22 protein-coding genes are annotated in these 23,347 nt (G+C 61.4%); 14 read left to right on the plus strand and 8 right to left on the minus strand.

Features of this window, described 5'->3' with window-relative positions; translation table 11 throughout:
• Positions 1-99: 99 nt before the first annotated feature.
• Together QKE52_RS10400 and QKE52_RS10405 are read right to left on the minus strand one after the other, a co-directional pair.
• Positions 100-1,305, minus strand: coding sequence for an HNH endonuclease (locus tag QKE52_RS10400; protein ID WP_347948747.1), 1,206 nt, complete (start codon positions 1,303-1,305; stop codon positions 100-102).
• 360 nt (positions 1,306-1,665) lie between these two features.
• A complete protein-coding gene (locus QKE52_RS10405) occupies positions 1,666-2,901 on the minus strand; it encodes a dicarboxylate/amino acid:cation symporter (protein ID WP_070701409.1) in 1,236 nt (411 codons plus the stop codon).
• 156 nt (positions 2,902-3,057) lie between these two features.
• On the opposite strand from QKE52_RS10405, the gene QKE52_RS10410 reads away from it, so the two are divergent.
• The 5 genes from QKE52_RS10410 (at position 3,058) to QKE52_RS10430 (ending at position 5,755) form a co-directional block, all read left to right on the plus strand.
• A complete protein-coding gene (locus tag QKE52_RS10410; RefSeq protein WP_049155670.1) occupies positions 3,058-3,522 on the plus strand; it encodes an SdpI family protein in 465 nt (154 codons plus the stop codon).
• A gap of 229 nt (positions 3,523-3,751) precedes the next feature.
• The gene (locus tag QKE52_RS10415; RefSeq protein WP_141758258.1) at positions 3,752-3,982 is read left to right on the plus strand and encodes a hypothetical protein; all 231 of its coding nucleotides are present in this window, start codon (positions 3,752-3,754) and stop codon (positions 3,980-3,982) included.
• A gap of 51 nt (positions 3,983-4,033) precedes the next feature.
• The gene (locus QKE52_RS10420; protein WP_347948748.1) at positions 4,034-4,405 is read left to right on the plus strand and encodes a Rieske 2Fe-2S domain-containing protein; all 372 of its coding nucleotides are present in this window, start codon (positions 4,034-4,036) and stop codon (positions 4,403-4,405) included.
• A gap of 75 nt (positions 4,406-4,480) precedes the next feature.
• Complete coding sequence (locus QKE52_RS10425) at positions 4,481-5,440, plus strand: bile acid:sodium symporter family protein (RefSeq protein ID WP_347948749.1); 960 nt, start codon at positions 4,481-4,483, stop codon at positions 5,438-5,440.
• 6 nt (positions 5,441-5,446) lie between these two features.
• Positions 5,447-5,755, plus strand: coding sequence for a hypothetical protein (locus tag QKE52_RS10430; RefSeq protein ID WP_049155610.1), 309 nt, complete (start codon positions 5,447-5,449; stop codon positions 5,753-5,755).
• A gap of 10 nt (positions 5,756-5,765) precedes the next feature.
• On the opposite strand, the gene QKE52_RS10435 is transcribed toward QKE52_RS10430, so the two are convergent.
• From QKE52_RS10435 to QKE52_RS10450, 4 genes are all read right to left on the minus strand, one after another.
• On the minus strand, positions 5,766-6,098 hold the full coding sequence (locus tag QKE52_RS10435; RefSeq protein WP_070517644.1) for an AzlD domain-containing protein: 333 nt from the start codon (positions 6,096-6,098) through the stop codon (positions 5,766-5,768).
• On the minus strand, positions 6,083-6,763 hold the full coding sequence (locus QKE52_RS10440) for an AzlC family ABC transporter permease (RefSeq protein WP_246822364.1): 681 nt from the start codon (positions 6,761-6,763) through the stop codon (positions 6,083-6,085). The genes QKE52_RS10435 and QKE52_RS10440 overlap by 16 nt, the downstream gene beginning before the upstream one ends.
• Positions 6,764-6,834: 71 nt before the next feature.
• Positions 6,835-7,434: a YqgE/AlgH family protein gene (locus QKE52_RS10445; RefSeq protein ID WP_070512915.1), complete on the minus strand. Its 600-nt coding sequence runs from the start codon at positions 7,432-7,434 to the stop codon at positions 6,835-6,837.
• A gap of 2 nt (positions 7,435-7,436) precedes the next feature.
• The gene (locus tag QKE52_RS10450) at positions 7,437-8,870 is read right to left on the minus strand and encodes a CCA tRNA nucleotidyltransferase (protein ID WP_347948750.1); all 1,434 of its coding nucleotides are present in this window, start codon (positions 8,868-8,870) and stop codon (positions 7,437-7,439) included.
• 28 nt (positions 8,871-8,898) lie between these two features.
• Here QKE52_RS10450 and QKE52_RS10455 point away from each other — a divergent pair, with 28 nt between their 5' ends.
• The 9 genes from QKE52_RS10455 (at position 8,899) to QKE52_RS10495 (ending at position 21,547) form a co-directional block, all read left to right on the plus strand.
• The gene (locus QKE52_RS10455) at positions 8,899-9,501 is read left to right on the plus strand and encodes an NUDIX hydrolase (RefSeq protein WP_070681703.1); all 603 of its coding nucleotides are present in this window, start codon (positions 8,899-8,901) and stop codon (positions 9,499-9,501) included.
• Positions 9,498-11,639 carry a hypothetical protein gene (locus QKE52_RS10460; RefSeq protein ID WP_347948751.1) on the plus strand — a complete coding sequence of 714 codons (2,142 nt, stop codon included), beginning with the start codon at positions 9,498-9,500 and terminating at the stop codon, positions 11,637-11,639. Before QKE52_RS10455 ends, QKE52_RS10460 begins: the two co-directional genes overlap by 4 nt.
• Before the next feature lie 9 nt (positions 11,640-11,648).
• Positions 11,649-14,891 (plus strand): murein biosynthesis integral membrane protein MurJ, encoded by a 3,243-nt coding sequence (murJ, locus tag QKE52_RS10465; RefSeq protein ID WP_347948753.1) that lies wholly within the window; start codon positions 11,649-11,651, stop codon positions 14,889-14,891.
• Between the two features lie 210 nt (positions 14,892-15,101).
• Positions 15,102-15,635, plus strand: a complete 534-nt coding sequence (locus QKE52_RS10470) for a YceI family protein (protein ID WP_070512907.1) — start codon at positions 15,102-15,104, stop codon at positions 15,633-15,635.
• A gap of 158 nt (positions 15,636-15,793) precedes the next feature.
• Entirely contained in the window at positions 15,794-18,304 is a 2,511-nt protein-coding gene (gene pepN / locus QKE52_RS10475; protein WP_347948754.1) for an aminopeptidase N, read from the plus strand.
• Positions 18,305-18,442: 138 nt separating this feature from the next.
• A complete protein-coding gene (locus QKE52_RS10480) occupies positions 18,443-18,985 on the plus strand; it encodes a sigma-70 family RNA polymerase sigma factor (RefSeq protein WP_049155637.1) in 543 nt (180 codons plus the stop codon).
• 54 nt (positions 18,986-19,039) lie between these two features.
• On the plus strand, positions 19,040-19,966 hold the full coding sequence (trxB, locus tag QKE52_RS10485) for a thioredoxin-disulfide reductase (protein ID WP_049155640.1): 927 nt from the start codon (positions 19,040-19,042) through the stop codon (positions 19,964-19,966).
• Positions 19,967-19,973: 7 nt separating this feature from the next.
• Entirely contained in the window at positions 19,974-20,297 is a 324-nt protein-coding gene (gene trxA / locus QKE52_RS10490; RefSeq protein ID WP_070754286.1) for a thioredoxin, read from the plus strand.
• Positions 20,298-20,362: 65 nt separating this feature from the next.
• Positions 20,363-21,547, plus strand: a complete 1,185-nt coding sequence (locus QKE52_RS10495) for an N-acetylmuramoyl-L-alanine amidase (protein WP_347948755.1) — start codon at positions 20,363-20,365, stop codon at positions 21,545-21,547.
• A gap of 158 nt (positions 21,548-21,705) precedes the next feature.
• Here QKE52_RS10495 and QKE52_RS10500 read toward each other — a convergent pair whose 3' ends face one another.
• The gene (locus QKE52_RS10500) at positions 21,706-22,281 is read right to left on the minus strand and encodes a hypothetical protein (RefSeq protein WP_046648707.1); all 576 of its coding nucleotides are present in this window, start codon (positions 22,279-22,281) and stop codon (positions 21,706-21,708) included.
• Between the two features lie 6 nt (positions 22,282-22,287).
• Positions 22,288-23,343 (minus strand): ParB/RepB/Spo0J family partition protein, encoded by a 1,056-nt coding sequence (locus QKE52_RS10505; protein ID WP_046648706.1) that lies wholly within the window; start codon positions 23,341-23,343, stop codon positions 22,288-22,290.
• Positions 23,344-23,347: the final 4 nt, after the last annotated feature.

Raw genomic sequence — 23,347 nt, forward strand, 5'->3', positions numbered from 1 at the left:
CCGGCTTCGACAGGCACGCCTCGCAACGGTCTCTTTCCGTCAGAATCCGCGCCTACGCGCGGCAGAGCGGAAGGGGGCCGTTTCACGTGAAACACTTCCCTAGAAGGGAATCTCCTCTCCGCCATTCGTGTAGCGATCTGCCGGATCAGTCATGTCGAATACTTCGACCATGGTTCCGTTATCCATTTCCACCTTCAGAGCCTGCGCGGCTTCGTGCATCTTGCGACGGTGAGCAACGACGTCTTCCGCAATGGTCCGGGCCCACACCTTCGAGGCTGGTGCCAAAGGGCCGGTCGCTTCCGTGACCGCCCAGGTTCCGTCCTCGTACAGCCACACGACATCGCCGGTTGCGGGATCCAGGATGTAAAAGGCCCGCCCATCTGTCTTCATATTGTGATGGTGCTGGCAAAGGGCCACCATGTTATCCGGATGCGTCGGGCCGCCATCCGCGTAGTTAATCCGGTGATCCAACTGGCAGGCCCATGCAGGACGATTACAACCAGGCGCCCGGCATGTGCCGTCGCGGCCTTCGACATACTTTCTCAAGAATTCCGACGGCTGGTAGCCCTGACAAGCTTCCGGGGCAGTGGTGAAATCGCGCCTCACGGTCTTCGAAGCCGGAACGCCCTCGCCGTTCCACCCATGTCCTTGGACATAGACCGGCGCACCCTCGACGTCTTTTGCCTTGTATTCGTGGACGACGACCTTACCCGCCTCTGGCTCGATCTTGCCGGTAATGAGCAGTACCAGCGCATCGGCCATGGAGACGCCATGTTCCTTTGCTGCCAACTTGATGGTTTCGTGGATGACGACACCCACGTTGCTATCCACTTCTAGCTCGATTAACCCACGTTCCCCGCGGGTGAGAAGAGAGTAGCGATTCTTCTTGCGCTTGTCACGGAAGGATACGGAGTCATCGAGCACCTTGCAGATGTCTCGAACCTTGCGCCGTATCTTCTCTACTGAGGGAAAGACTTGATTCGGCTTGGTCGGCGTTAACCAGACGGATAGCTTCTCATCCACTTCCGCTATAACAGCCGCCGTCGGATTGCCAAGCTTTGCCATCACCTGATCGATAGCAACTAGCATCTGCATGTCCAGTAAACAGTCCGCCTTCTGCAGGGCACGCAGCTTCGGCATTTCATCAAGACGGATCAGCGCCATGACATTGCGCGCAACGTGAGCCGGAGATTTTCCGGTCTTTTGCCCGATGCGCATAAAGGCGGTATCGGAGTCCTCATCGAGTGGTGGTCGGACGCCTGACCAGAATTCGTACTCGATTCTGCGCATGAGCTGACCAGCCATGCATTCAGGATCACGCGGATTTGAGTGGGAAAAGTATGCAGTGGGAAGTGACGTAGATGATTGTGCTGTGGTTGCCATGGGTAGCTGCACCCCTAAATTTGCGGAACAATTCGTTCCCCCACACCCAGCTATAGAATACCTGTTCTAACAATAAAGCGCAAGCCCTCTCCCAAGAAAATGGGGCTTAGGCCCGAACCGCCACGGCCAGAACCGCAGTCTACGCATCGGGCCACTAGCCCCCTACACGGCTGCGCACACTCTCCGAAATTAGGGCAAGAAAAATCCCCCTTCGCCCAACTATCCATCGCGGGTATCATGTCGGAAAAGGGGGAGTAGAAGCTTCAGGGTTTCACGTGAAACTTAGGCCTTGCTGAGCTCTTCGTCAGCAGCCTCGGCATCTGCCTCGGCCTCTAGGCCCTCAATCTTATCGCGCGCGAAGCGGTCGACGATCATGGCGATGGCGCCGTCGCCAGTAACGTTTGCGGCGGTACCCACGGAGTCAATAGCGATGTAGGCGGCAATCATCAATGCGACCATCGAGTCATCAAAGTCCATATTCGCTTGCAGAAGTCCGACCGCGACCATCACTGCGCCACCCGGGACGCCAGGAGCAGCAACCATCATGATGCCCAACAGCAAGATGAAGCCAAGGGCCTTCCCAAGGTCAGCCTCCATGCCATCAGCCATGTACACGATCGCGAAAGCGTACAGGGTGAGCTTGATCATCGAACCAGAAAGGTGAATCGTAGCGCAAAGCGGAATCACAAAACCTGCCACCGGCTTAGAGATTCCATTCTTCAGTGCGGCGTCGAGAGTGACCGGAATAGTAGCCGCAGAGGAAGAAGTACCCAACGCAGTAAAGTACGCCGGGGCCATGTTCTTCAGTGCGGAGAATGGATTCTTGGCCGCAATCGCGCCAGCGATAATGTACTGCAGGACCAGGTAGACCAAGGTCATCACAACCGCGAGCAAAAGCACCTTAGTGAAGGCGATCAGCACGGTACCGATATTTCCATTCATACCCAAGGAGAGGAACATACCGAAGATGTAGATCGGCAGAAGGGGGATCACGAAACCCCAAATGACCTTGATGACGACGTTCTCAAATTCCTTCGTAATTGCGTAAAGATTGTCCGACTTCACAGTCGTCATGGCTACGCCGATACAGAAGGACAGCAGCAGCGCCGTCATCACTTCGAAAGGCGCTGGCATCTCAACCGTAAAGTACGGCTCGAGAGCTCCCGCATCGATGTCAGAAACCTCGGTATTGAGCGTTTGTCCGGCCAGCAAAGTGGGGTAGAGGACCTGGGTCAAGCCGTATGCGATAAGCCCTGCCACGATAGTCGAGCCGTAGGCAATTCCCGCAGTAATGCCCAACCACTTACCGGCACCACGCCCAAGGCCTGCGATTGCCGGGGCCACGAGAGCAAGGATAAGGACTGGAATGAAGAAGCCGAGGAAGTTTGAAAACAGGCCGTTATAGGTTGCGAAAGCCCTGCCAAACCATTCCGGGGCAAACTGGCTAACGATGATGCCCAAGACTATCGCGACGATAATCTTGAACAACAGAGAGTTGAGAACACTCTTAAATGTCATGATTGAATCTTTTCTATGGTTGCTACCACGCTGATCAGTTCGCTCGATAATAAAGTCTTTAATATCTACCAAGCGACACGAAATGTATATTACAGCAGCGTGCGAATAAATTGAACTGACTTTCTCCCTAACTATGGGGCGGGATAGACTATGGGCATGCTCGTAGTCGGAATCATCTTCCTCATCGTGGCCGCCATCTTTGTCGTCGTCGGCGGCCTAGCCTCGCTCCGGAAGCTCCCGGGTAATAGCGTCGTCGGTTTGCGCCTCGCGGAGATCCGCAAGACTAAGGAAGCTTGGGATAATGCCCACGCCGTTGCAGGACCGTTCTGGTTCCTCGCCGGCGTCGCTTTAGTGTTTGGCGGAATCATCGCGCTGAGGGCCGAGGGTTGGATGTGGTTGATCCCAGCACTCACGTTCGTTGTAGCTATTCTCGCACTCTCGGTCGGTTCCAATATGGGCGCCCGCGCGGCGTATCTCTGGGACCAAGCCCACAAAGAGGATGAGGGTTGCGGTGAATCCTGCAACTGTGGCGACGGTGGGTGCGGGGGAGAGGCACCGACTGTCGACGTCTCCGCGGCCCGTGCTGCCGCAAAGCGTGCCGATAACAGCAATCCTCGCTAGCAATCAATAACGTACAGTGACGTTATTATAGTGACATCTTGATTGCTCGCGTTTCGTCACTAACATTATTATTCCAAAGGCCATTCCAATGGTGGGCGATACTCACCATTGGAATGGCCCTTTGTATACCGAACCCAGTCTGAAAGATGACTGGGAACTCAACGCCAACTTAGTGGGAAGCCGGCATCGTCTCGTGACAACCTTTAACCTACGGCGCACTATGGATGGCATGAAGAAAAGCGTTAACACCCGAGCAATCCGAATCATCGCCGCAGCCGCACTCAGCATTAGTGTTCTGAGCGCTGGGGCAACCTATGCCTTCACGAATGATTTACGGAGCGGACGCCACGTGGCTTCGCCAGGGATCATCTATAGCGATGTCGGTACATCGTACGGATCCTACGATTTCGGCGGCAGTAGGGAAGAGGAGTTACCTGTGTGGGATGGCAAACTCAGTTAAGAACGCTATACCTCACACTATGGAACACGCCGATCAGATAGAGTAAGCACCATGACTACGTGTTCCCGCCGCCTCTTCCTCCTCGGTACTGCCACCACCTTCGCTGGTGCCTATCTCGCCGCCTGCGGCAAAGAACCTACCGCCGAAATAGCCGCGACGGATATTCCCGTTGGATCAGCCATCATCGTGGACAAGGTGATCTTTGCTCAACCCACGGAAGGGGAGTTCAAAGCTTACTCCCAAACCTGCCCGCACCAGGGATCCCTCATTACAAAAATCGAGGGCATGACCGCCACCTGCACCAGCCACTATTCCAGCTTTGACCTCAGCAGCGGCGAAGTGACCGGAGGTCCCAGCGCCAAACCGCTCACGGAGTACGGCGTCGAAAATGATGGGGGAACAATCAAGAACGTGTCAGCCTAAAGAGCATCCCCAGGAGCTCTGGGGGCTGAAAAGATGTTTCACGTGAAACCTTGAGGGGCGTCTACACTCTGTTATATGCTTGAGCGCCTCAAAAGACTCGATCCCCTCATTGTCCTCATCCTCTGCGCCGTTGCGGTCGCCATCGTTCTTCCCGCGCGAGGCAGCTTTGCAGATACCTTCGACGTCCTCACGAACATCGCGATTGCCCTCCTCTTCTTTCTCTACGGAGCTCGACTGTCAACGCGCGAGGCAATCAACGGCATCAAGCATTGGAAGCTCCATCTGACCATTTTGGTCTTTACCTTCGTGGTGTATCCGATCATCGGTCTCGCACTCCGTCCACTCACGGCTTTCATCCCAACCGATCTATACCTGGGCATTCTTTACCTCACCTTAGTTCCATCAACGGTTCAATCATCGGTAGCCTTTACCTCCATCGCCCGCGGAAACGTTCCCGGCGCAATTGTCTCCGCGTCCGCATCGAATCTGGCCGGCGTCTTTCTCACGCCCCTACTTGTCATGACCCTCATGGGGGCCGGCGACGGCATCCACATCGATAGCTCCGTCTTCCTCGAGATTTCCGTGCTTCTGCTTCTGCCTTTCGTGCTCGGGCAATTAACAAGAAAGTGGGTAGGAAAAGTCGCAGCCAGCAAAGCCACCAAAGTGGTGGACCGCGGCTCCATCGCGATGGTTGTTTACGCCGTCTTTTCGAAGGGAATGATGGACGGGATATGGGCGTCGATTAGCGTCTGGCAGATTCTGTTCCAGATTGTGTTCTCAACTGCATTCGTCTTCTTCATGCTCTGGCTGACCAAAGTGGTGAGCAGAAAACTGGGCTTCGACCGAGAAGACACCATCGCCATCCAGTTCTGCGGTTCGAAAAAGTCCTTGGCCACGGGCCTGCCCATGGCCTCGGTGATCTTCGCCTCGGGTGGCACGTCTTTGGGGCTTCTCATCCTCCCGCTCATGATCTACCACCAGGTGCAATTGATGATTTGCGCGTCTATGGCGGCTCGCTATTCGCGGGTAGAGTGAGACCACATGAAAAAGCTTTACGTTCGCACCACCATGACTGTCCCAGAGGTCGGCACCGCCATCCACATCGCGGAACTCGAGGAAATCAGCAACGAGGCGTGCTCCATGTTGCGCATGATTGCCCTCGCGCCGAATGACGCCATCGTCGGCGCCGCAACGCCGACCGCCTCGGTGGGTGACGCCAACATCCCACAGCAAGTGGTGCCGCACCCTGACACCTACGACACGTTCCCCGACATCGACGCCGAGCTTATCGACGCCTTCCAGTTCCACTCCCTGTGGACCGAGGCCATCGCGCTATTCGGCGACTTTTAGAGCACCCGCGCTACAGTACGAGATTCACCAGCACCATGTAGAAGGCCGTCCCGCCGAAGATGGAAAGACCGGAATTGCGGCGCCACAGGTGCAACGCGGCGGTCACAGCGGCGGCTACGAAGGGAGCAACAATGCTTCCCGTATCGCGGGCTTGACCGAATAAGGTATAGACCACCAGAACTGTCATCACGCCGACCGGCATGGTGAACCCGAGCATGCTGATGAACTGGCTACCCTTCAGGGCCTTCACGAAGGCGAAGGGAAGCCAACGCAGCACGACGGTCACAATCCCGACGGGGATCAGCACGGCGAATATGCTGGCTAGGGTTACTCCGGCTGGCATGACGCCTCCCTCCGCAGAATCAGTGCGTTATCGATACGCGGAGAGAGGTAGCGCACCACCAAGAGCAAGAAATAAGCACTCAGCGCCACCATGAGCAGCTGTCCGGGAAATACAAAGCCCGCGAGGATTCCCAGGGCCGCTGCGGACAGGGGAAGCGAGTAGTCCTTGTTGTTCTGGAAAGAATCGATAGCAAGGACGATGAACAGCGCGACGAGGGCAAACTCCAGTCCCTTCACAGAGGGCGGGATTGCCTGACCGGCCACCGCGCCGACGATGCCGGAACCGACCCACAGCACTTGGCAGTACAGCTGCACCGTGAAGACGAAGGCGCCACTTGGGCGAGAGTCTCGGGGAAAGGCGGAGAGGACGGCATAGGATTCGTCGGTAAGCGCGTACGTGGAATAGGCGCGACCGAGGCGCACCGAAATCTGATCGCGTGGGAAGGTCAATCCATAAAAGATGTGCCGGAAGTTGACCATGAAACCCGTGAGCGCGGCGACGGCGGGCGTCACGCCGCCGGTCACCATGGAAATAGCAAGAAACTCCATCGAGCCAGCGTAAATAACGATGGAAAAGATAGGGGTCCACCACCAGTCGAAGCCGGTCTGGACCATGAGCACGCCGAAGGCGAGACCCAGCGGCACCACCCCCACGGCGATGGGCATGCAAGTCCGTATAGCCTTGATGATCTCCGCGCGCATGGCAGAGATGTTAGCGCAGGGAGAAGCGAAGAGCTCTAATTATCTTCATCGATGTAGCGCGGGAAGGTCGCAAACAGCGGCAGGGGCATGGCTTGGCGGCGCATGACGTCCGACCACGTATCGGTCGAGCCAGAGGAGACCACGTCCTGGGGCAGGGCGGGGGCCACGTACCACTCGCCGCGGTCAATTTCCTCATCCAGCTCGCCCGGGCCCCACTCAAAGAAACCGGCGAAGAAACGCATGCCCTCCACCAGATCGGTGACGTCCTCCGGGCTCACGCGCAGATCGACGAGCGCCACGCGCGGGGCGAGGCGATTCAGCGAAGGCTCTTTCTCAATGTCCACACCCTGGCGGGTCAGCGCCACACCAATGGCCGCCTGCTGGTTGTGCGGGCCGCCGATATAGAGGGCCTGCGGCTTGGCCGCTACGGGTACCCATTCCGGCATGACGTTGAAGAGGGCGACCTCGGAGCGGTTGGTTAGATCCACGCCATACGTGCGCCCGGCGTGCTGCTCCGTGATCAGAATGACGGAACGGTTGTAGTGGGGCGTGAGAGTGTCGGGCGCCGCCACAAGGAGCTGGCCAGGGGCGGGATCATTGCGCTCGAGGGCGTTGAAAAGTCTGTCTGCGTACATCCCTATCTAGAATTCCACCACTCGCGCAGCTTCGCAATAGCCACCTCGCGCTCGAGGGGCCCCTCTTCGAGGCGGAGCTCCTTGAGGTAAGACCAGGCCTGGCCCACTTCGGGGCCGGGTTCAAGGCCGAGGATCTCCATGATCTCGTTGCCATCGAGATCCGGGCGCACGCGTGCAAGATCCTCCTTGGCGGCGATATCCGCGATGCGCTCCTCCAACTGATCGTAGGTGCGCTGCAGGCGGCGGGCCTTGCGTTCGTTGCGGGTGGTGCAGTCAGCGCGAACGAGCTTGTGCAGGCGCGGAAGGAGATCGCCGGCATCGGTGACGTAGCGGCGCACGGCGGAATCGGTCCACTGGCCATCTCCGAAACCGTGGAAGCGCATGTGCAGGTAGACCAGCTGGCCGATGTCCTCGGTCGTGGCCTTGGGGAACTTCAACTTGCGCAGGCGCTTACGGGTGAGCTTGGCGCCCACCACCTCGTGGTGGTGGAAGCTCACCTTGCCGTCGGTGGTGTCGCGGGTATCCGGCTTGCCAATGTCATGGAGCAGGGCGGCCCACCGAAGAATGAGATCGGGACCGTCTTCCTCCTGCTCCATGGCCTGGCGCAGTACGGTCAGCGAGTGCGCGTACACGTCCTTGTGCTGCGCGTGCTCGTCGGGAGCCATGCGCAACGCCGGGATCTCCGGAAAAACATAATCAGCAATCCCGGAGTCAACGAGCAGGTCAATGCCCTTCCACGGCGCGACACCGCAGATGAGCTTGTTGAGCTCCACCTGCACGCGCTCCACGGTGATGCGCTGGATTTCGCCCGCCATGTCGGTCATGGCATCGCGCACGCGCTGGGCGACGTCAAACTCCAACTGCGCTGCAAACCGCGCTGCACGGAGCATGCGGAGAGGATCATCGTGGAAGGAAATCTCCGGCGCATCCGGGGTATCGAGGATGCGGCTCGCTAGGTCTTCGAGGCCGCCCATCGGATCGTGGAATTCGCGGGTACCGTCGGGCCGCAGCTCGATGGCCATGGCATTGACCTTGAAATCGCGGCGCACGAGATCGCCCTCGAGGGTATCGCCGTACATGACCTCGGGGTTGCGGGACTGCCCGTCATAGCTATCTGAGCGGAACGTAGTGATCTCGATCTGCTGGCCCTTATAGGCCGCCGAGACCGTGCCGAAGTCAATGCCGGTATCCCATACGGTCTCCGCCCACTCTTCGAGAATGGAATAGACCACGTCGGGCCGGGCCGGGGTGGTGAAGTCGAGATCGTTGCCCAGACGGCCAAGTAAGGCATCGCGGACGGAGCCGCCGACGAGGTAGAGGGGGGCGTCGTGAAGCGCAAAACGTTCCACCAGGCCGCTTAAGAGGCCACTGAGCCGGGCGACGGTGGCGTCCGCGCGGGCGAGAACGCCGATTAGCTGAGTGTCCTGAAAATTCACGGATCGAAGTCTACTACGATTAGCAGGGATGACTAAGAACACGCCAGGGTCCAAGCGCCGCCGCCGGCGGGGCGCGGGCCACCGGAACCACCGCACGGGACGCCCCCAGCGCACGTCCACCAACCGCATGACCACGCGGGACGAGACGTCCGCGGGCGGACTCGTCGTGTCCGGATTGGCAGAGGCCGTCGACGACAACGGGAATGTAGATCTGTCCCAGATCTACGTGGCGCTCATCGGCAGGCTGGACCGCCGCGGGCGCCTGCTGTGGTCCATGCCGAAGGGGCACGTGGAAAACGGCGAGGCTAAGGAGCTCACCGCCGAGCGCGAGGTGTGGGAGGAAACCGGCATTCACGGCGAGGTCTTCGCGGACCTGGGCATGATTGATTATTGGTTCGTCTCCGACGGCGTGCGCATTCACAAGACCGTGCACCACCATTTGCTGCGTTTTGTCGATGGCATCATGAATGACGAAGACCCAGAGGTCACGGAGGTGTCCTGGATCCCGGTCTCCGAGCTCATCGAGCACTTAGCCTATGCCGACGAGCGCAAGCTGGCGCGCATCGCCCACGACCTTCTTCCGGATCTCGCGCGAAAGGAAGCTGCCGAAGGAAAGGCGACCCCGCGGTGAGCTGGCGCGCAGCGGCGGCCATCGCGGCCTTGGCGGTGAGCTGCACCGTCCCCATGGCCCAGGCACAAACCCCCGACACTGGGATCACCGAATCCCACTATTGGCTCGGCTCCCGTGGCCCTGATGAGCTGGAGCTAAGCCTGCTCAGCGCGAGCGAGGCGCGGGTAGGGGAGAGGCTCGAAGTCCAATTGCGCATCCACAACCCGACAGACGGCGCCGTTGATGATCTTCAGATCACCTCCCGCCGCAGCGATGCCGTGACCTCCACTACACAGGCCCGCCAGGAGCTGGCTGCGGGATCTTTTCCTTATTACGGGGCCTCGCTCGGCGCAGGGGCACTCCAACCGGGGGAGAGCCGCGACGTCACCGTGACGGTGCCGACCGCCCTGGGTGAGGACTCGACCCTGGCCATCACGGAACCTGGCGCCTACCCGCTCCTGTTCACGCTCACCGGCACCCGCGATGGCCAAGCCGCGAGCTTCGCGGAAGAGCGGACGATTCTGGACTTCTCAGGAGACCAGGAAGCTCCCGAAGAGGAGGGTGAGCATTCCTTTTCCCTGGTCTATCCCATCACCACCGAGGTAGACGTGGTGCCGGGGGATACCGGTGGCGAGGAGCTCATCTTAGAAAGCGAGCAGCTGGCCGAGCAGCTCTCGCCGGGCGGGCGCCTCGATCAGCTGCTCGATGCCTACCTGGAGCATGATCTCCACGGCTCCGGTTGCGTGGCGCTAGACCCTGCGCTTATCGACGCCGCCGACCGCATGTCCGCCGGCTACACCGTCAACGAGACCCGCCCCTCTACCGCCAAACGCCCCACCCGCCTGCGCAATTCCTGGTTCACCCAGTCCGATTCCGATCGCGGTGAACCGGGCACGGGTTCCCGGGATGCCGCCGCGTGGCTGGAAAAACTGAAAAAGGTGGACTGCCGCATGCTCATGCCGTGGGCTAACGCGGACACCGACGCCGTGGCCAAAGTGGGCAATGAGTGGCTCACCCACGAGGCCGTCGAGCAGGGCGCAGCCACCATCGAGCGCGTTCTCGGTGCACCGCTCAGCACCAAGCTGACCGCGCCGGCCTCTGGAACGAGCGAACATGCAGTGCCCGTCCCGTTGTTGGTGGCGGATAATTCCGAGTGGGCGGGCGAGGCCGCCACCTTTGATGCCTCCCTCGGCGCGCTGTTGGCCCAGACCGGTTCGAAGCCGCAGACCACCGGGTACTCCAACCCGGAGCTGCGCTATGACTTTTCCATGGATTCCGAGCAGGCGCGGGCGCTGACGGCGGGAGCGTCGATAAGCGTGGCGTCTGCGCAAGAGGAGACCGTGGCCAAGCTGCCGAATTACCAAGACCCTGCCGCCGCGCGCGCGGTGATGGAGACCGCGCAGAGGCTCCTCGATTCTGGGCGCCTGCAGCCGCGCCCCGTCACCGCGCTAGACGTGGGGGAGGGCAGCGGTACTCCCGGCAGCCCCTACCCGGATCCCGCGGCCTTTCACGACGCCGAGATCACGCAGGTGACACAGCAGGCGCGCTATACCGACGAGCTGATGTCCATTATGGTTAATGATCCGGGCATCGCCATGACGCGCTATAGCTTCACGGCGCCCCTGCGCCACGATCTGCTCACGGCGCTGAGCGCTACCGACCGCTCCAGCCTGCACGGTTTCACGCCCTCGGTGAAGCAGAGCCGCACGCGACTGGAGAAGAACGCGAATATGCTGCGCGAGCTCCGCGCCTCCGTCTCCCTCATCCCGCCGGGCAACGTCTACACTCGCGTTTCGGAGTCATCGCCGCTGCTCATCGTGGCGGAGAACGGCCTGCCGCTGCCTGTCGACGCCCACTTGGCCTACGACGCCCCCGACGGCGCCACCTTGAACACGCAGGACTTGATTCACATACCGGCCAAGGGATCCATTACCGTGTCCATGACCGCTGACCTGCCGAGCGACGTTGACCAGATGTCGCTGCGCCTGTGGCTAGCAACACCATCTGAGCACCTCATTTCGGATCCAATCGACATTACGGTGCAGACGCGTGCCGGTATCGTTAGCGTCTATGGAGTCGGCGCAATCGCCGCGCTCGCCCTCGTCCTTGCCGCACTGTTCCGGCTGGGTAAGCGGAAGAAAAAGAAGTCTCACGGATAGTTTTTCTCTATGACACATGAACCTATGTCTGGTGCCCGTCGACGCATTGTCACGCCCTCGCCGCCGGCACCGGTCCCGGAAAAGCGCGCGCCGAGTGGCGTCGTTGCTGTCGACGACGAACTCGAGGACCGTTCGGGACTGAAGGGCAAGTCTGCCTCGGCCCCGAGTGAGTCCCCCGGCGAAGAGAACTCCGACCGCGCCGTTGTGCGCGCCACCGGTTCGATGGCCATCGCGACGATGATCTCCCGCATCACGGGATTCATCCGCAACGTTCTCATCGGCTCGTCGCTCGGCCCCGCCATTTCTTCCGCTTTCACCACGGCGAACCAGCTGCCCAACCTCATCACGGAGATCGTGCTGGGCGCGGTGCTCACCTCGCTCGTCGTGCCCGTGCTCGTGCGCGCGGAGAAGGAAGACTCCGACCGCGGCGAGGCCTTCGTCCGCCGCCTCTTCACGCTGGCCTTCTCCCTGCTGGCGACGATCACGGTGCTCTCCTGCATCTTTGCCCCGCAGCTCACGCGCATGATGTTGCCGGAGGACGGCAAGGTCAACGCCGTGCAGGCCACCTCCTTTGCCTATTTGCTGCTGCCGCAGATCTTCTTCTACGGACTCTTCGCGCTCTTCCAAGCGGTGCTCAACACCAAGAACATCTTCGGGCCGGGTGCGTGGGCGCCGGTGGTCAATAACATCATCTCGATCTCGGTGCTCGTGGCCTATCAGCTGGTGCCGGGCAGCCTACATCCCAATGCGCCCTCGCCGATCACGGACGGGCACGTGCTGCTCTTGGCGCTTGGTACCACGGCGGGCGTCGTGGTGCAGTGCCTCATTCTCTTCCCCTACCTCAAGAAGGCGGGCATTAACCTCAAGCCGCTCTGGGGCTTGGATGACCGGCTCAAACAGTTCGGTGGGATGGCGTTGGCCATCGTGGCCTATGTGGCGATTTCCCAGCTGGGTTACGTCATCACCTCCCGCGTGGCGGCGCATGCCGATAAAGGCGCGCCCTTTACCTACCAACAGGCCTGGCTGCTTCTGCAGGTGCCCTACGGCGTCATTGGTGTCACCCTGCTGACCGCGATTATGCCGCGCCTGTCCCGCAACGCCGCGGACGGTGACGTCAAGGCCGTGGTTCGGGATCTCACGCTGGGCACGAAGCTGACGTTTATCGCCCTGATTCCGATCGTCATCTTCATGACGGGCTTCGGCATCCCGATTGCCCGCGGCCTTTTCCAGTACGGCGCCTTCGACGCGGATGCGGCCGAGTTGCTCGGCCTCACGCTGAGCTTCTCCGCTTTTACGCTGATTCCTTATGCCCTCGTGCTGCTACACCTGCGCGTGTTCTACGCGCGTGAGGAAGCGTGGACCCCCACCTTCATCATCGCCGGCATCACGCTGACCAAGGTGGTGCTTTCCTTGCTGGCCCCGCACGTGGCGGACTCCCCGGAGCGCGTGGTCATCCTGCTGGGTACGGCCAACGGCTTCGGCTTCGTGGCTGGCGCAGTCATCGGCGGCTTCCTGCTCAAGCGCAAGCTGGGCAGCCTGGGCGGCCGCGCGGTCATCGCCACCACCGTGTGGTCGGTGCTGGCCTCCATCGTGGGCCTGGTCGTTGCTTACGCCTTCAACTACGGCATCAACTTCGTGCTCCCGGCCGAGGTTCCGCCGTTTGTGTACCTACTCAAGCTGGCCGTCGTGGGCCTGGTCTTCGTGATCGTGACCGGCATCGTGCTCTCGCGTTCGGGCCTACCGGAAGTCATCAACCTTGGCCGCCAGCTGCAGCGCATCCCCGGCATGTCCCGCATCATCAAGATCGAGCATGCCGAGGCCATCGAGGTCGAGGAACCGGAGCAGCTGGAGTTCCAGCCCATCTTCAGCGTGGATGCCTTCAACTCCTCGCCGGTACCACCGCCGATGTCCGCCGGTATCGTCCGCGGTCCACGCCTGGTGCCGGGCGCCCCGGTCTCCGATGGCCGCTTCCGTCTCCTCAAGGACTACGGCTCTGCCGCGGGTACCCGCTTCTGGAAGGCCCGCGAGCAGGCCACCGGACGCCTGGTATCGCTGACCTTCGTGGATACCACGGGCGAGGCACCGATGGCACCAGCCACCCCGGCCGTGGCCGCCCGCCGCTCCGCCGAGGTCTCCCGCGCCACGCGCCGCCTGGCGGAAATGGAGCTGGATGCCGTGGCGGAGAACATCGATATCCTGTCCTACCGCCAGGGCTGCCTCGTCGTGGCGGACTGGGTCGAGGGCACCTCGTTGAAGACGGTGTCGGAAGACAAGGACCTCGATCCGCGCGCCGTGGCCCACGCCTTGGTACCGCTGGTGCGCACCACGGCCGCCGCCCACGCGGCGGACCTCGTGCTGGGTATTGAGAACCGCAACCGCATCCGCATTTCCACCGAGGGCGTTGCCACGCTGGCCTTCCCCGCGGTACTGCACAGCAACGATGAGGAGACGGACCGCTCGGCGCTGGCCTCCGCCATCTCGCTCCTCGTGGAGTCCACCAAGCCCACCCCGGAGGTGCTGCAGGAGATTGCTGCCGATGCCGAAAAGGGCGAGGACTCCGATCTCGAGGACATCGCTCACCGCCTGGCGGCCTTCGCCGGCGATGGCGAAGAGGGCGAGGAAACCCTCCAGGTTCCAGTGGAGGAAACCCCGCGCAAGGAGGACCCGAGCCCCGCACCGGGCTTCGGCGGCCGCGGCTACTCAGGCTCCGGCACCATCGTGCTGGGCGTTCTTGCCACCCTCTTCGTCGTGGCGATGGCCGCGCTGAGCGTGTGGATCCTCTCCCAGGTAGGTAACGAAAAGACCTCCCCGGTGGTGACCAAGAGCGAAGCCTCAACAGAGGCCACGTTCCCCAACGTCCCGCCGGTGCTGTTCAAGGACGTCAAGAGCACGTCCGTTCCGGAGGGCAAGGAGGTCACCGGCGAGTGGACCACGAAGGAAGCAGAATCCGGACTTCTGCTCAGCATTGACAAGCCCACGCAGCTGCACGTGCTACCGCTAAAGCAGGAGGATTCCATCGGTGCGAAGTACGTGGTCTACGGGGTGGATACCAAGGATTTCGATCCCACGGATCCGGAATCCGGCACGCTCACCGAACTCGCGCACGGCACCCTGACCAGCGCGCGCCAGGACATCGAGCTGAAGAAGAAGTCGGCGGCCTTCGACGGCGCCCTCATCCTCTTCACTGACATGCCCAAGTCCGGTTCCGTCACGCTAGAGGAGGCCACCCTGGTGGGCATCCCCACCAACTAACGCACCTCCTCACGCATTTCCCCAGACCTCGATCCCGCAACTCCCTGCTCGCTGACTCAGATGTGCAACGCGCTTGACGACGCCCACCTGCAGGTTTCGGGTTGCAGGTCTGGGGCTTTGTAGTTCTTGCGCTCTCTTCCCTTGACAGATAAGGGGAGGGGCGTATAATTGTTGTTGTCACGTCAACAAACTAGAGAACTGAGGAACCCCATGACTATCACTGCAGGAACGTACGCACTGGACCCGGCACACACCACCATCGGCTTTGTCGCCCGCCACGCCATGATCACCAAGGTGCGCGGCAATTTCAACGAGTTCGACGGCACCTTGACCGTAGGGGAGAACATTGCTGACTCCGCCGCCACCGCCACGGTGAAGACCGCATCCATCGACACCAAGAGCGCTGACCGCGATGCCCACGTGAAGGGCGAGGACTTCTTCGACGTTGAGAAGTTCCCAGAGATGACCTTCACCGCGACTAAGTTCGACGTTAACGAGGCAGGCGAGGGCACCGTCACCGGTGACCTCACCATCAAGGGCACCACCAAGTCTGTCGACTTCAAGGTAGACGAGGCCGGCGTCGCCGAGGATCCCTTCGGCAACACTCGCCTGGGCTTCGAGGCCAAGACCTCCATTAACCGCCTCGACTTCGGCATCGACTTCAACGCCCCGCTGAAGACCGGCGGCGTGCTGGTCTCCGAGGAGATCAAGATCGAGCTCGAGGTTTCTGCGATTAAGCAGTAAGCCATAAAGCGCGAAACCTCACCGTAGGAAGTAGTTCTAAGTTGTTGCCCGTAGTGCCCATTTCGGTACTGCGGGCAACAGTTTTTGCGGAGTTGTTTGAAACAACTTTGAGCAGCTTACCTGTGATACGCACCGCAGTGACGTTTAAGATGTAGCGCATGACTACCGCAAACCTCACCCATGCAGAAGCTTCCGCACGCAGCGCCGCGCTGCGCCTGAGCACCTACGAGTTGCACCTCGACGTCACGAGCGCACCAACCGACGCTGATTCCTACGAGGTCACCTCACGCATTACGTTCACCACCACCGAGCCCGAAACCTTCGTGGACTACCTGGGCAAGGCCGTGCACTCAGTGCGCGTCAACGGCGAGGAGGTGGAGAACACCTTCGACGGCGGACGAGTTTACTTGAGCAATCTTCCAGTGGGGGAGGAGCTCACCGTGGAGATCACCGGCTCCTCCTATTACTCCCGCACCGGCCAGGGCCTGCACCGCATGCACGACCAGGCCGACGACACCACGTACCTCTACTCGCATCTCGAGCCATCTGATGCCCGCCGCATCTTTCCCTGCTTTGACCAGCCGGATCTCAAGGCCAGCTTTGAGGTACACCTTACCGGCCCGGAAGGCTGGCAGCTGCTCAGCAACCAGCCGGAGGTTGGCCGGGAAAAAACCGAGGGTGGGGAAGTAGCGCACTTCGCGCCGACCCCGCTGCTGTCAACATATTTGACGGCGTTTGCGGCGGGGCCGTACGTCGAGAAGCACAGCACGTGGACCGCACCCGATGGCTCCCTGGAAGTGGAACTGCGCGCCTTCGCCCGCGCCTCCATGGCGGAATACCTGGATGATGAAATCCTGCAGGTCACCGCACAGGGCATGGACTTCTTCCACAGCAACTTTGGCTACCCGTACCCGTGGGGCAAGTACGATTCCATCTTCGTTCCGGAGTACAACCTGGGTGCGATGGAGAACCCCGGCCTCGTGACCTTTACGGAGCATTACCTCTTCCGGTCCGCCGCCACCCGCGCGCAGCATGCTGGGCGCACGAATACGATCCTCCACGAGATGTCTCACATGTGGTTCGGTGACCTGGTCACCCCGCAGTGGTGGGATGACCTGTGGCTCAAGGAGTCCTTCGCGGAATTCATGGGCGCGGATTCCTCAGTCCACGCCACCGAATACACCGAGGCGTGGGTGAACTTCGCCGGGCAACGAAAGAACTGGGCGTACCTGCAGGATCAGCTGCCCACCACGCACCCGATCAAGGCCGAGATCCCGGACGTCGATGCCGCGCGCCAGAACTTCGACGGCATTACTTATGCCAAGGGTGCAGCGGTGCTCAAGCAGCTGGTGCACTACGTGGGCCGGGAGAACTTCTACGCCGGCGCGCGCGACTACTTCCAGGAGCACGCCTTTGCTGCCGCCACCTTCGAGGACCTGCTCACGGCGCTGAAGAAGCACACCGACCGCGACCTGGACGCCTGGTCCACCGCCTGGCTGCGCACGTGGGGCCCGGACACGCTCACCCCGGAGCTGCACACGGACGGCGATAAGATCCACGAGCTCGCCATCGCGGTGGAAGCCGAGGACACCACGCGCCCGCACCGCCTCAACGTGGCACTCTTCGATGACTCCCTGAACAAATACGCCACCCTCGACGTCGACCTGGAGGCCGAGCGCACCATCCTCGATGAGGCATCGGGGCTTCAGGCACCTGCGTTGCTGCTGCTTAACGACGGCGACCACACCTACGCCAAGGTCCGCTTCGACGAGACCTCCCTGGAGACCATCCGCACGCGCCTGTCTGACGTTCCGGATGAGCTTTCCCGCGCGGTCATCTGGACTTCCCTGTGGAATCTCACCCGCGATGGCGAGTGGCCGGTGCGCTCCTACCTCGACACCGTGCTGAAGCACGCTCCGGCGGAGTCCAACCCGACGCTTCTGACCACGGCCTTTGCCAATGCAGGATATGCCATCGACCACTTCGTTGGCGAGGAAGAACGCGAAGAGATTCGCGCCGACTATGCCGAGCGCCTCTGGGAGGTGCTGCAGCAGGCACCGGCGGGCTCCGACGCACAGCTCACCGTCGCCCGCGCCGCCATCCAGGCACTTGCCGCCACCCCGACGGAGTCCGGCACGCAGCGCCTGCGCGCGCTTCTCGACGGCTCCCTCGACGGCCTCGCCCTCGACCCGGACATCCGCTGGGCCATCTTGCGCGCGCTGGCCGCCCGCGATGCCGTCAGCGCCGAGGAGCTCGAGGCGGAGAAGGAGCGCGATAACACGCTCACCGGTGCCGCCGCCTACCTGGGCGCCTCCCACGCCTTCCCGTCTGCCGAGCTCAAGCGCGAAGTCTTCGACCTCGTGCGCACGCCGGGTAAGTACTCCAACGCGGAGGTGGATTCCCTGCTCGCGGCGTTCAACGCGCCGCGCTCGGCCCACCTCACCGAGGCCTTTGCCCAGGAATACTTCGACTCGTTGTCTCAGCTGTGGGAGGAGCACCCCATCGAAATTGCCAACCGCCTCGTGCGCGGGCTCTACCCGGATCTCGCAATGGCCGACGCCGCCACCAGCGAGTTCCTGGCCACCGAGCGCCCACGTGCGCTGCGCCGCGTGCTGCTGGAATGCCAGGATGCGCTGCGTCGCGCGCAACGCGTCCGTGCCGCGCAATAAGCGCTTCGCGTAGCGGACAGAAGAATCTTCCCGTAAACTCGCAGACACATTAACGGGGGGACAATCACTAACCTTCGGCTTCGGCTAAGGACTGTGTTGACCCACTTGTCATTGCTCAAGTTTCCGGGGGGATTCTTAGTGTCAGCACAGCCGACCGATCGTGAACTCGTCGACGCCTTCATTGGCGGAGATACTAAGGCTTTTTCGGCAATCGTCGAGAAGCACCGCGCGCGCCTGACCGCCATGGCGCGGCGCTATACGCGCAACGATGATGATGCGCAGGACATTGTGCAGGAGGCGCTGCTCAAGGCCAGCTGCAATATGGCCTCCTACCGGCACGATGCCACCCTGAGTACGTGGCTGCACAGGCTGGTGATGAACTCCGGATATGACTTCCTCAACCATCGATCCAACCGTGAGAACGCGTCCCTGGACGCGGAGATCATTGAGGATGACCGCAACTATGCACTCGCGCACAATCCCAGCGAGAACCTGGCGGAGCGCATCACGGTAGCCCAAGCGATGGAGACCTTGCGCGAGGACCAGCGGGAGGCGCTGTACCTGACCGATGTTGCTGGCTATCCCATCGATACGGTGGCCAAGGTGCAGGGTGTTGCGCCGGGCACGGTGAAGTCGCGCCGAGCCCGGGCTCGGCAAGTGTTGCGTGCGGCGATAGACTGAGGGCGAGTAGAATCTGAGTCTTACTTAAAAATTATCGTTTCAAGGGAGTTTTTAGTGACTATCCACGATGTCGCCATCGTCGGCTCCGGCCCCGCCGGCTACACCGCAGCGCTCTACGCAGCACGTGCCGAGCTCAATCCCATCGTCTTCGAGGGCTTTGAATACGGTGGCGAACTCATGAACACCACCGAGGTAGAGAACTACCCGGGCTTCCAGAAGGGAATCATGGGCCCTGAGCTCATGGAAGAGATGCGCGCCCAGGCCATCCGCTTCGGTGCCGACCTGCGCATGGAAGTCGTAGATTCCGTCGAGCTCGAAGGCGAGGTGAAGAAACTGCACGTGGGCGACGAGGTTTATGAAGCCCGTGCTGTCATCCTCGCTACCGGTGCCGCTCCGCGCTACCTAGGGATTCCGGGCGAATCGGAGCTGACTGGCCGCGGCGTGTCCGCGTGTGCCACCTGCGATGGCTTCTTCTTCAAGGACCACAATATCGCCGTCGTCGGCGGCGGCGATTCCGCCATGGAGGAGGCTACCTTCCTCACCAAGTTCGCCGAGACCGTCACCATTATCCACCGCTCGGAGAACTTCCGCGCCTCCAAGATCATGCTGGAGCGCGCCAAGGACAATCCAAAGATTAAGTGGCTGACCAACACCACCGTCGAGCGCGTCCTGGAGAAGGACGGCAAGGTCGGTGCCCTCGAGGTCAAGAACGTGCTGACCGGTGAGACCAGCGAGCTGGATTTGACCGCCATGTTCGTGGCCATTGGCCACGACCCGCGCTCCGGTTTCCTCAACGGCCAGGTAGAGACCGATGAGGCTGGCTACGTGGTGGTGGAGCAGCCGTCCACCAAGACCTCGCTGCCAGGTGTCTTTGCCTGCGGTGACTTGGTGGATGACCACTACCAGCAGGCCATCACCGCCGCGGGCTCCGGCTGCCGCGCAGCGATTGATGCGGAACATTTCCTGGCCGAGAACCGTTAGTGATCACATGAGCAACATTAAGAACGTCACTACTGATTCCTTCCGCGCCGACGTCGTGGAGGCAGGCAAGCCCGTCGTCGTGGACTTCTGGGCCGAATGGTGTGGGCCGTGCAAGAAGCTGTCCCCGATCCTCGAGGAGGTCGCCGACGAGCTCGGTGATGACGTCTCCGTGGTCAAGGTCAACGTGGATGAAGAGCGCACCCTGGGTGCTATGTTCCAGATCATGTCCATCCCTTCCGTCCTGATTTTCAAGAACGGCGAGAAGGTCGATGAGTTCGTTGGCCTGCGTTCTAAGGCCGACATCGTGGCACAGGTAAAGAAGCAGCTCTAACTGGTAGTCTTTAACTCGTTGACGGCGCACTAAGGTGCGCCTCCTTGATCACGAAAGGGGTAGGTGTGAACCGCGTTTTACGTGTAGGTGACCAGAGCGTTCGGGTCGCCGAAGCACGCGCAACCCTTGCCCGCCTCGGCCTGATGACTGACTACCAGGGGACCTTGTCCGACTGGAAGAAGCAGAAGTATTCCGAAGCCGATAAGCACTTTGATAGCGAGCTGGCGCAAGTGCTCAAAGCCTTCCAGCAATCCCGCGGCATCGTGCCCAGCGGCGATATTGATGACCTTACTTTGCGTGAGCTGCGTCAGGCTTCCTACACCTTGGGCGCGCGCGTGCTGGCTTATGAACCGGGCAACCTCCAGGTGGGCGATGATGTATCCCAGCTGCAGCAACAGCTCCAGGAACTCGGCTTCTACCAAGAACGCATCGATGGCCATTTCGGCGCCCGCACCTACGCGGCGCTGGCGGAATACCAACTGAACTCCGGCCTGCGCAGCGATGGCATCTGCGGCCCGGCCACCATCAACGCGCTCAACCTGCTGGGTCGGCGCATCACCGGCGGCTCAGCGCACAATATCCAGGAACGCGAACGCGTGCGCAACGCGGGGCCCAAGCTGGCGGGCAAACGCGTGGTGATCGATCCCAGCCTCGGCGGCTTCAACAAGGGCCGCACGGTCAAGGGCCGCTATGGCGACATCACGGAAGAAGAGATCCTCTGGGATCTAGCCGAGCGCGTCGCCGGCCGCATGATTGCCGCCGGCATGGAGACCATCATCTCCCGCCCGCGTACCGATGATCCCTCCATCCACGATCGCGCCGACATCGCCAATGCCTTTGGCGCTGACTTGGTCATTTCACTCGCCTGCGATGAGTACCCCACGGAAAAAGCCAATGGCGTAGCCACCTTCTACTTCGGTTCTGAGTCCGGCAATTCCTCCCTCATTGGGGAGACGCTCTCCGGCTTCATCCAGCGCGAGATCGTTGCCCGCACCGAGCTGGGCAACTGCCGCAACCACGGCCGCACGTGGGCGCTGCTGCGCCTGACGCAGATGCCGGTGGTGCAGGTGGTTCTGGGCTACCTGACCAGCCCGAAGGACGTGGCCATCCTGACTAACCCGGAGTGCCGCGATGACATCGCCGAGGCCATCGTCGTCTCCGTCAAGCGCCTCTACCTCCTCGACGACGACACCGCCGTGACCGGCACGTACCGCTTCGACGAGCTCCTGCGCGCGGAGCGCTCTTCCTAATGGAGCCTAGGGGGTGCCGTCCCAGACGGTTCCCCTCAAATGGTTCCAGTCAAACGGTTTCCTTGCCCCCAAACAAACCTTCTAGGACTTTCCAAAAGGTTCCCTTGCCCCCAACAGAACCGTTTGAGTAGAACCTTCTTACTAGAACCATCCTGTATCTAGGCCAAGGCGCGGGCGAGGAGGTCTTCCACGGCGGCTGCGGTCAGCAGATCGAAGGCAGGCGGCAGCTCGAGGCGCAGGCGCGGCGTGATGGGGTGATCGCGCTCCACCCTGAAACCGGCGGATTCCAGCGTTTCTACCGGTAGTAGGCCGATACGGCCGGGCTTATCCCGCAAAAGATTCTCGGCGGCGCGGGCATCGCGGTAACCAAAGGCCTCAACGGCGCTGGCTTCGCGGGAGGTGAGGTGCATGATGGTGGCATCGAGAAGCACTGCCTCCAAGCCCTTCGCCGCACGGTGCGACTTCACGAACAGGGAGGACACCAGCACCGCGTCCTCCGAAACAGGGGAGGTGGGCAGCTTTGCGGCACCGGGGGCAAGATCGGGCGGGCAGAAGAACACGGTGGCTTCATCACCCACGGTAAACCCGCACTCGCCGCAGCGCAGCAGCGTGGAGCTGATCCATGCTTCCTTCTCGAAGGCCGGATCAGCGACCGTGGTCTTCAGCTCCCAGAAGATGGATCGGGCCGCCAAGGGGTTGATGGCAACGCCTTCGTTGACGGCTTGGACAAGCATGGTCAGCTAGCTGCTTTCCTTGCCCTCAATGAGGGCCAGAATGCGCTCGAAGTCTTCCTGGTCGCCGAATTCGACGACCATCTTGCCCTTGCGCTTGCCCATGGTGACGGTGACCTTGGTGTCAAAGCGATCGGCCAGACGTTCAGCGGAATCGGTAAAGAACTGCGGCTGCGGGGCGGCAGGCTTCTTGCTTGGCTCGGCCGGCTTGCCGTCGCGCTTGTATAGGGTGACGGCTTCCTCCGTGGCGCGCACGGACAGGCCCTCGGCCACGATGCGGTTCGCAATGAGCTCCATGGCCTCGGCATCCGGCAGACCCAGCAGCGCGCGGGCATGGCCACCGGACAAGGTGCCAGCGGCGACGCGCTTCTGCACGCTGACCGGCAGCTTGAGCAGGCGAATCATGTTGGTGACCTGCGGGCGGGAGCGGCCGATGCGATCAGCCAACTCGTTCTGGGTCACGCCGAATTCCTCCAGCAGCTGCTGGTAGGCGTGGGCCTCTTCCAGCGGGTTGAGCTGCACGCGGTGGATGTTCTCCAGAAGCGCATCCCGCAGCAGATCATCATCCTTGGTATCGCGCACAATGGCCGGGATGGTGGCCAGGCCCGCCTTGGAGGAGGCGCGCCAGCGGCGCTCACCCATGATGAGCTCGAAGCCGCCCTCCTCGGCGGGGCGCACAACGACCGGCTGCAGCAGGCCAAACTCCTTGATGGAGTGGACCAGCTCCGCCAACTCATCTTCGTCGAAGACAGAACGCGGCTGCTTCGGGTTGGGCATGATGTCCCCGACGGAGATCTCCCGGTACGTCGCACCAATCACCGAAGGTTTCGCCTGCCGCTTCTTCGAGCCAGTGGACTGCTGGATGGTCGGCGCACCCTGCACCTTCTTTGCCGCAGAGCCCTGAGCCCCGCCGGTCGAAGCGCCGAGGATAATGTCAGCCGCCGAATCCCCAAGACGCGGCTTGCGGGAGGGAGCACCCGGGCCAGACGGAATGAGAGCGGCCAGTCCCTTGCCTAGTCCGCCCTGGCGCTGCTCCGGCTTCTGGTCTGCCTTCTTATCTGCCATGGTG

This window comes from Corynebacterium sp. c25Ua_47 (assembly GCF_039907205.1).
Lineage (GTDB): Bacteria > Actinomycetota > Actinomycetes > Mycobacteriales > Mycobacteriaceae > Corynebacterium > Corynebacterium hiratae.

Excerpts from the sequence above, each read along its gene's own strand:
- QKE52_RS10400 (WP_347948747.1), bottom strand. The coding sequence starts at position 1,305 with ATGGCTGGTCAGCTCATGCGCAGAATCGAGTACGAATTCTGGTCAGGC.
- QKE52_RS10405 (WP_070701409.1), bottom strand. The coding sequence starts at position 2,901 with ATGACATTTAAGAGTGTTCTCAACTCTCTGTTGTTCAAGATTATCGTC.
- QKE52_RS10410 (WP_049155670.1), top strand. The coding sequence starts at position 3,058 with ATGCTCGTAGTCGGAATCATCTTCCTCATCGTGGCCGCCATCTTTGTC.
- QKE52_RS10415 (WP_141758258.1), top strand. The coding sequence starts at position 3,752 with ATGAAGAAAAGCGTTAACACCCGAGCAATCCGAATCATCGCCGCAGCC.
- QKE52_RS10420 (WP_347948748.1), top strand. The coding sequence starts at position 4,034 with ATGACTACGTGTTCCCGCCGCCTCTTCCTCCTCGGTACTGCCACCACC.
- QKE52_RS10425 (WP_347948749.1), top strand. The coding sequence starts at position 4,481 with ATGCTTGAGCGCCTCAAAAGACTCGATCCCCTCATTGTCCTCATCCTC.
- QKE52_RS10430 (WP_049155610.1), top strand. The coding sequence starts at position 5,447 with ATGAAAAAGCTTTACGTTCGCACCACCATGACTGTCCCAGAGGTCGGC.
- QKE52_RS10435 (WP_070517644.1), bottom strand. The coding sequence starts at position 6,098 with ATGCCAGCCGGAGTAACCCTAGCCAGCATATTCGCCGTGCTGATCCCC.
- QKE52_RS10440 (WP_246822364.1), bottom strand. The coding sequence starts at position 6,763 with ATGCCCATCGCCGTGGGGGTGGTGCCGCTGGGTCTCGCCTTCGGCGTG.
- QKE52_RS10445 (WP_070512915.1), bottom strand. The coding sequence starts at position 7,434 with ATGTACGCAGACAGACTTTTCAACGCCCTCGAGCGCAATGATCCCGCC.
- QKE52_RS10455 (WP_070681703.1), top strand. The coding sequence starts at position 8,899 with ATGACTAAGAACACGCCAGGGTCCAAGCGCCGCCGCCGGCGGGGCGCG.
- murJ (WP_347948753.1), top strand. The coding sequence starts at position 11,649 with ATGACACATGAACCTATGTCTGGTGCCCGTCGACGCATTGTCACGCCC.
- QKE52_RS10470 (WP_070512907.1), top strand. The coding sequence starts at position 15,102 with ATGACTATCACTGCAGGAACGTACGCACTGGACCCGGCACACACCACC.
- pepN (WP_347948754.1), top strand. The coding sequence starts at position 15,794 with ATGACTACCGCAAACCTCACCCATGCAGAAGCTTCCGCACGCAGCGCC.
- trxA (WP_070754286.1), top strand. The coding sequence starts at position 19,974 with ATGAGCAACATTAAGAACGTCACTACTGATTCCTTCCGCGCCGACGTC.
- QKE52_RS10500 (WP_046648707.1), bottom strand. The coding sequence starts at position 22,281 with ATGCTTGTCCAAGCCGTCAACGAAGGCGTTGCCATCAACCCCTTGGCG.
- QKE52_RS10505 (WP_046648706.1), bottom strand. The coding sequence starts at position 23,343 with ATGGCAGATAAGAAGGCAGACCAGAAGCCGGAGCAGCGCCAGGGCGGA.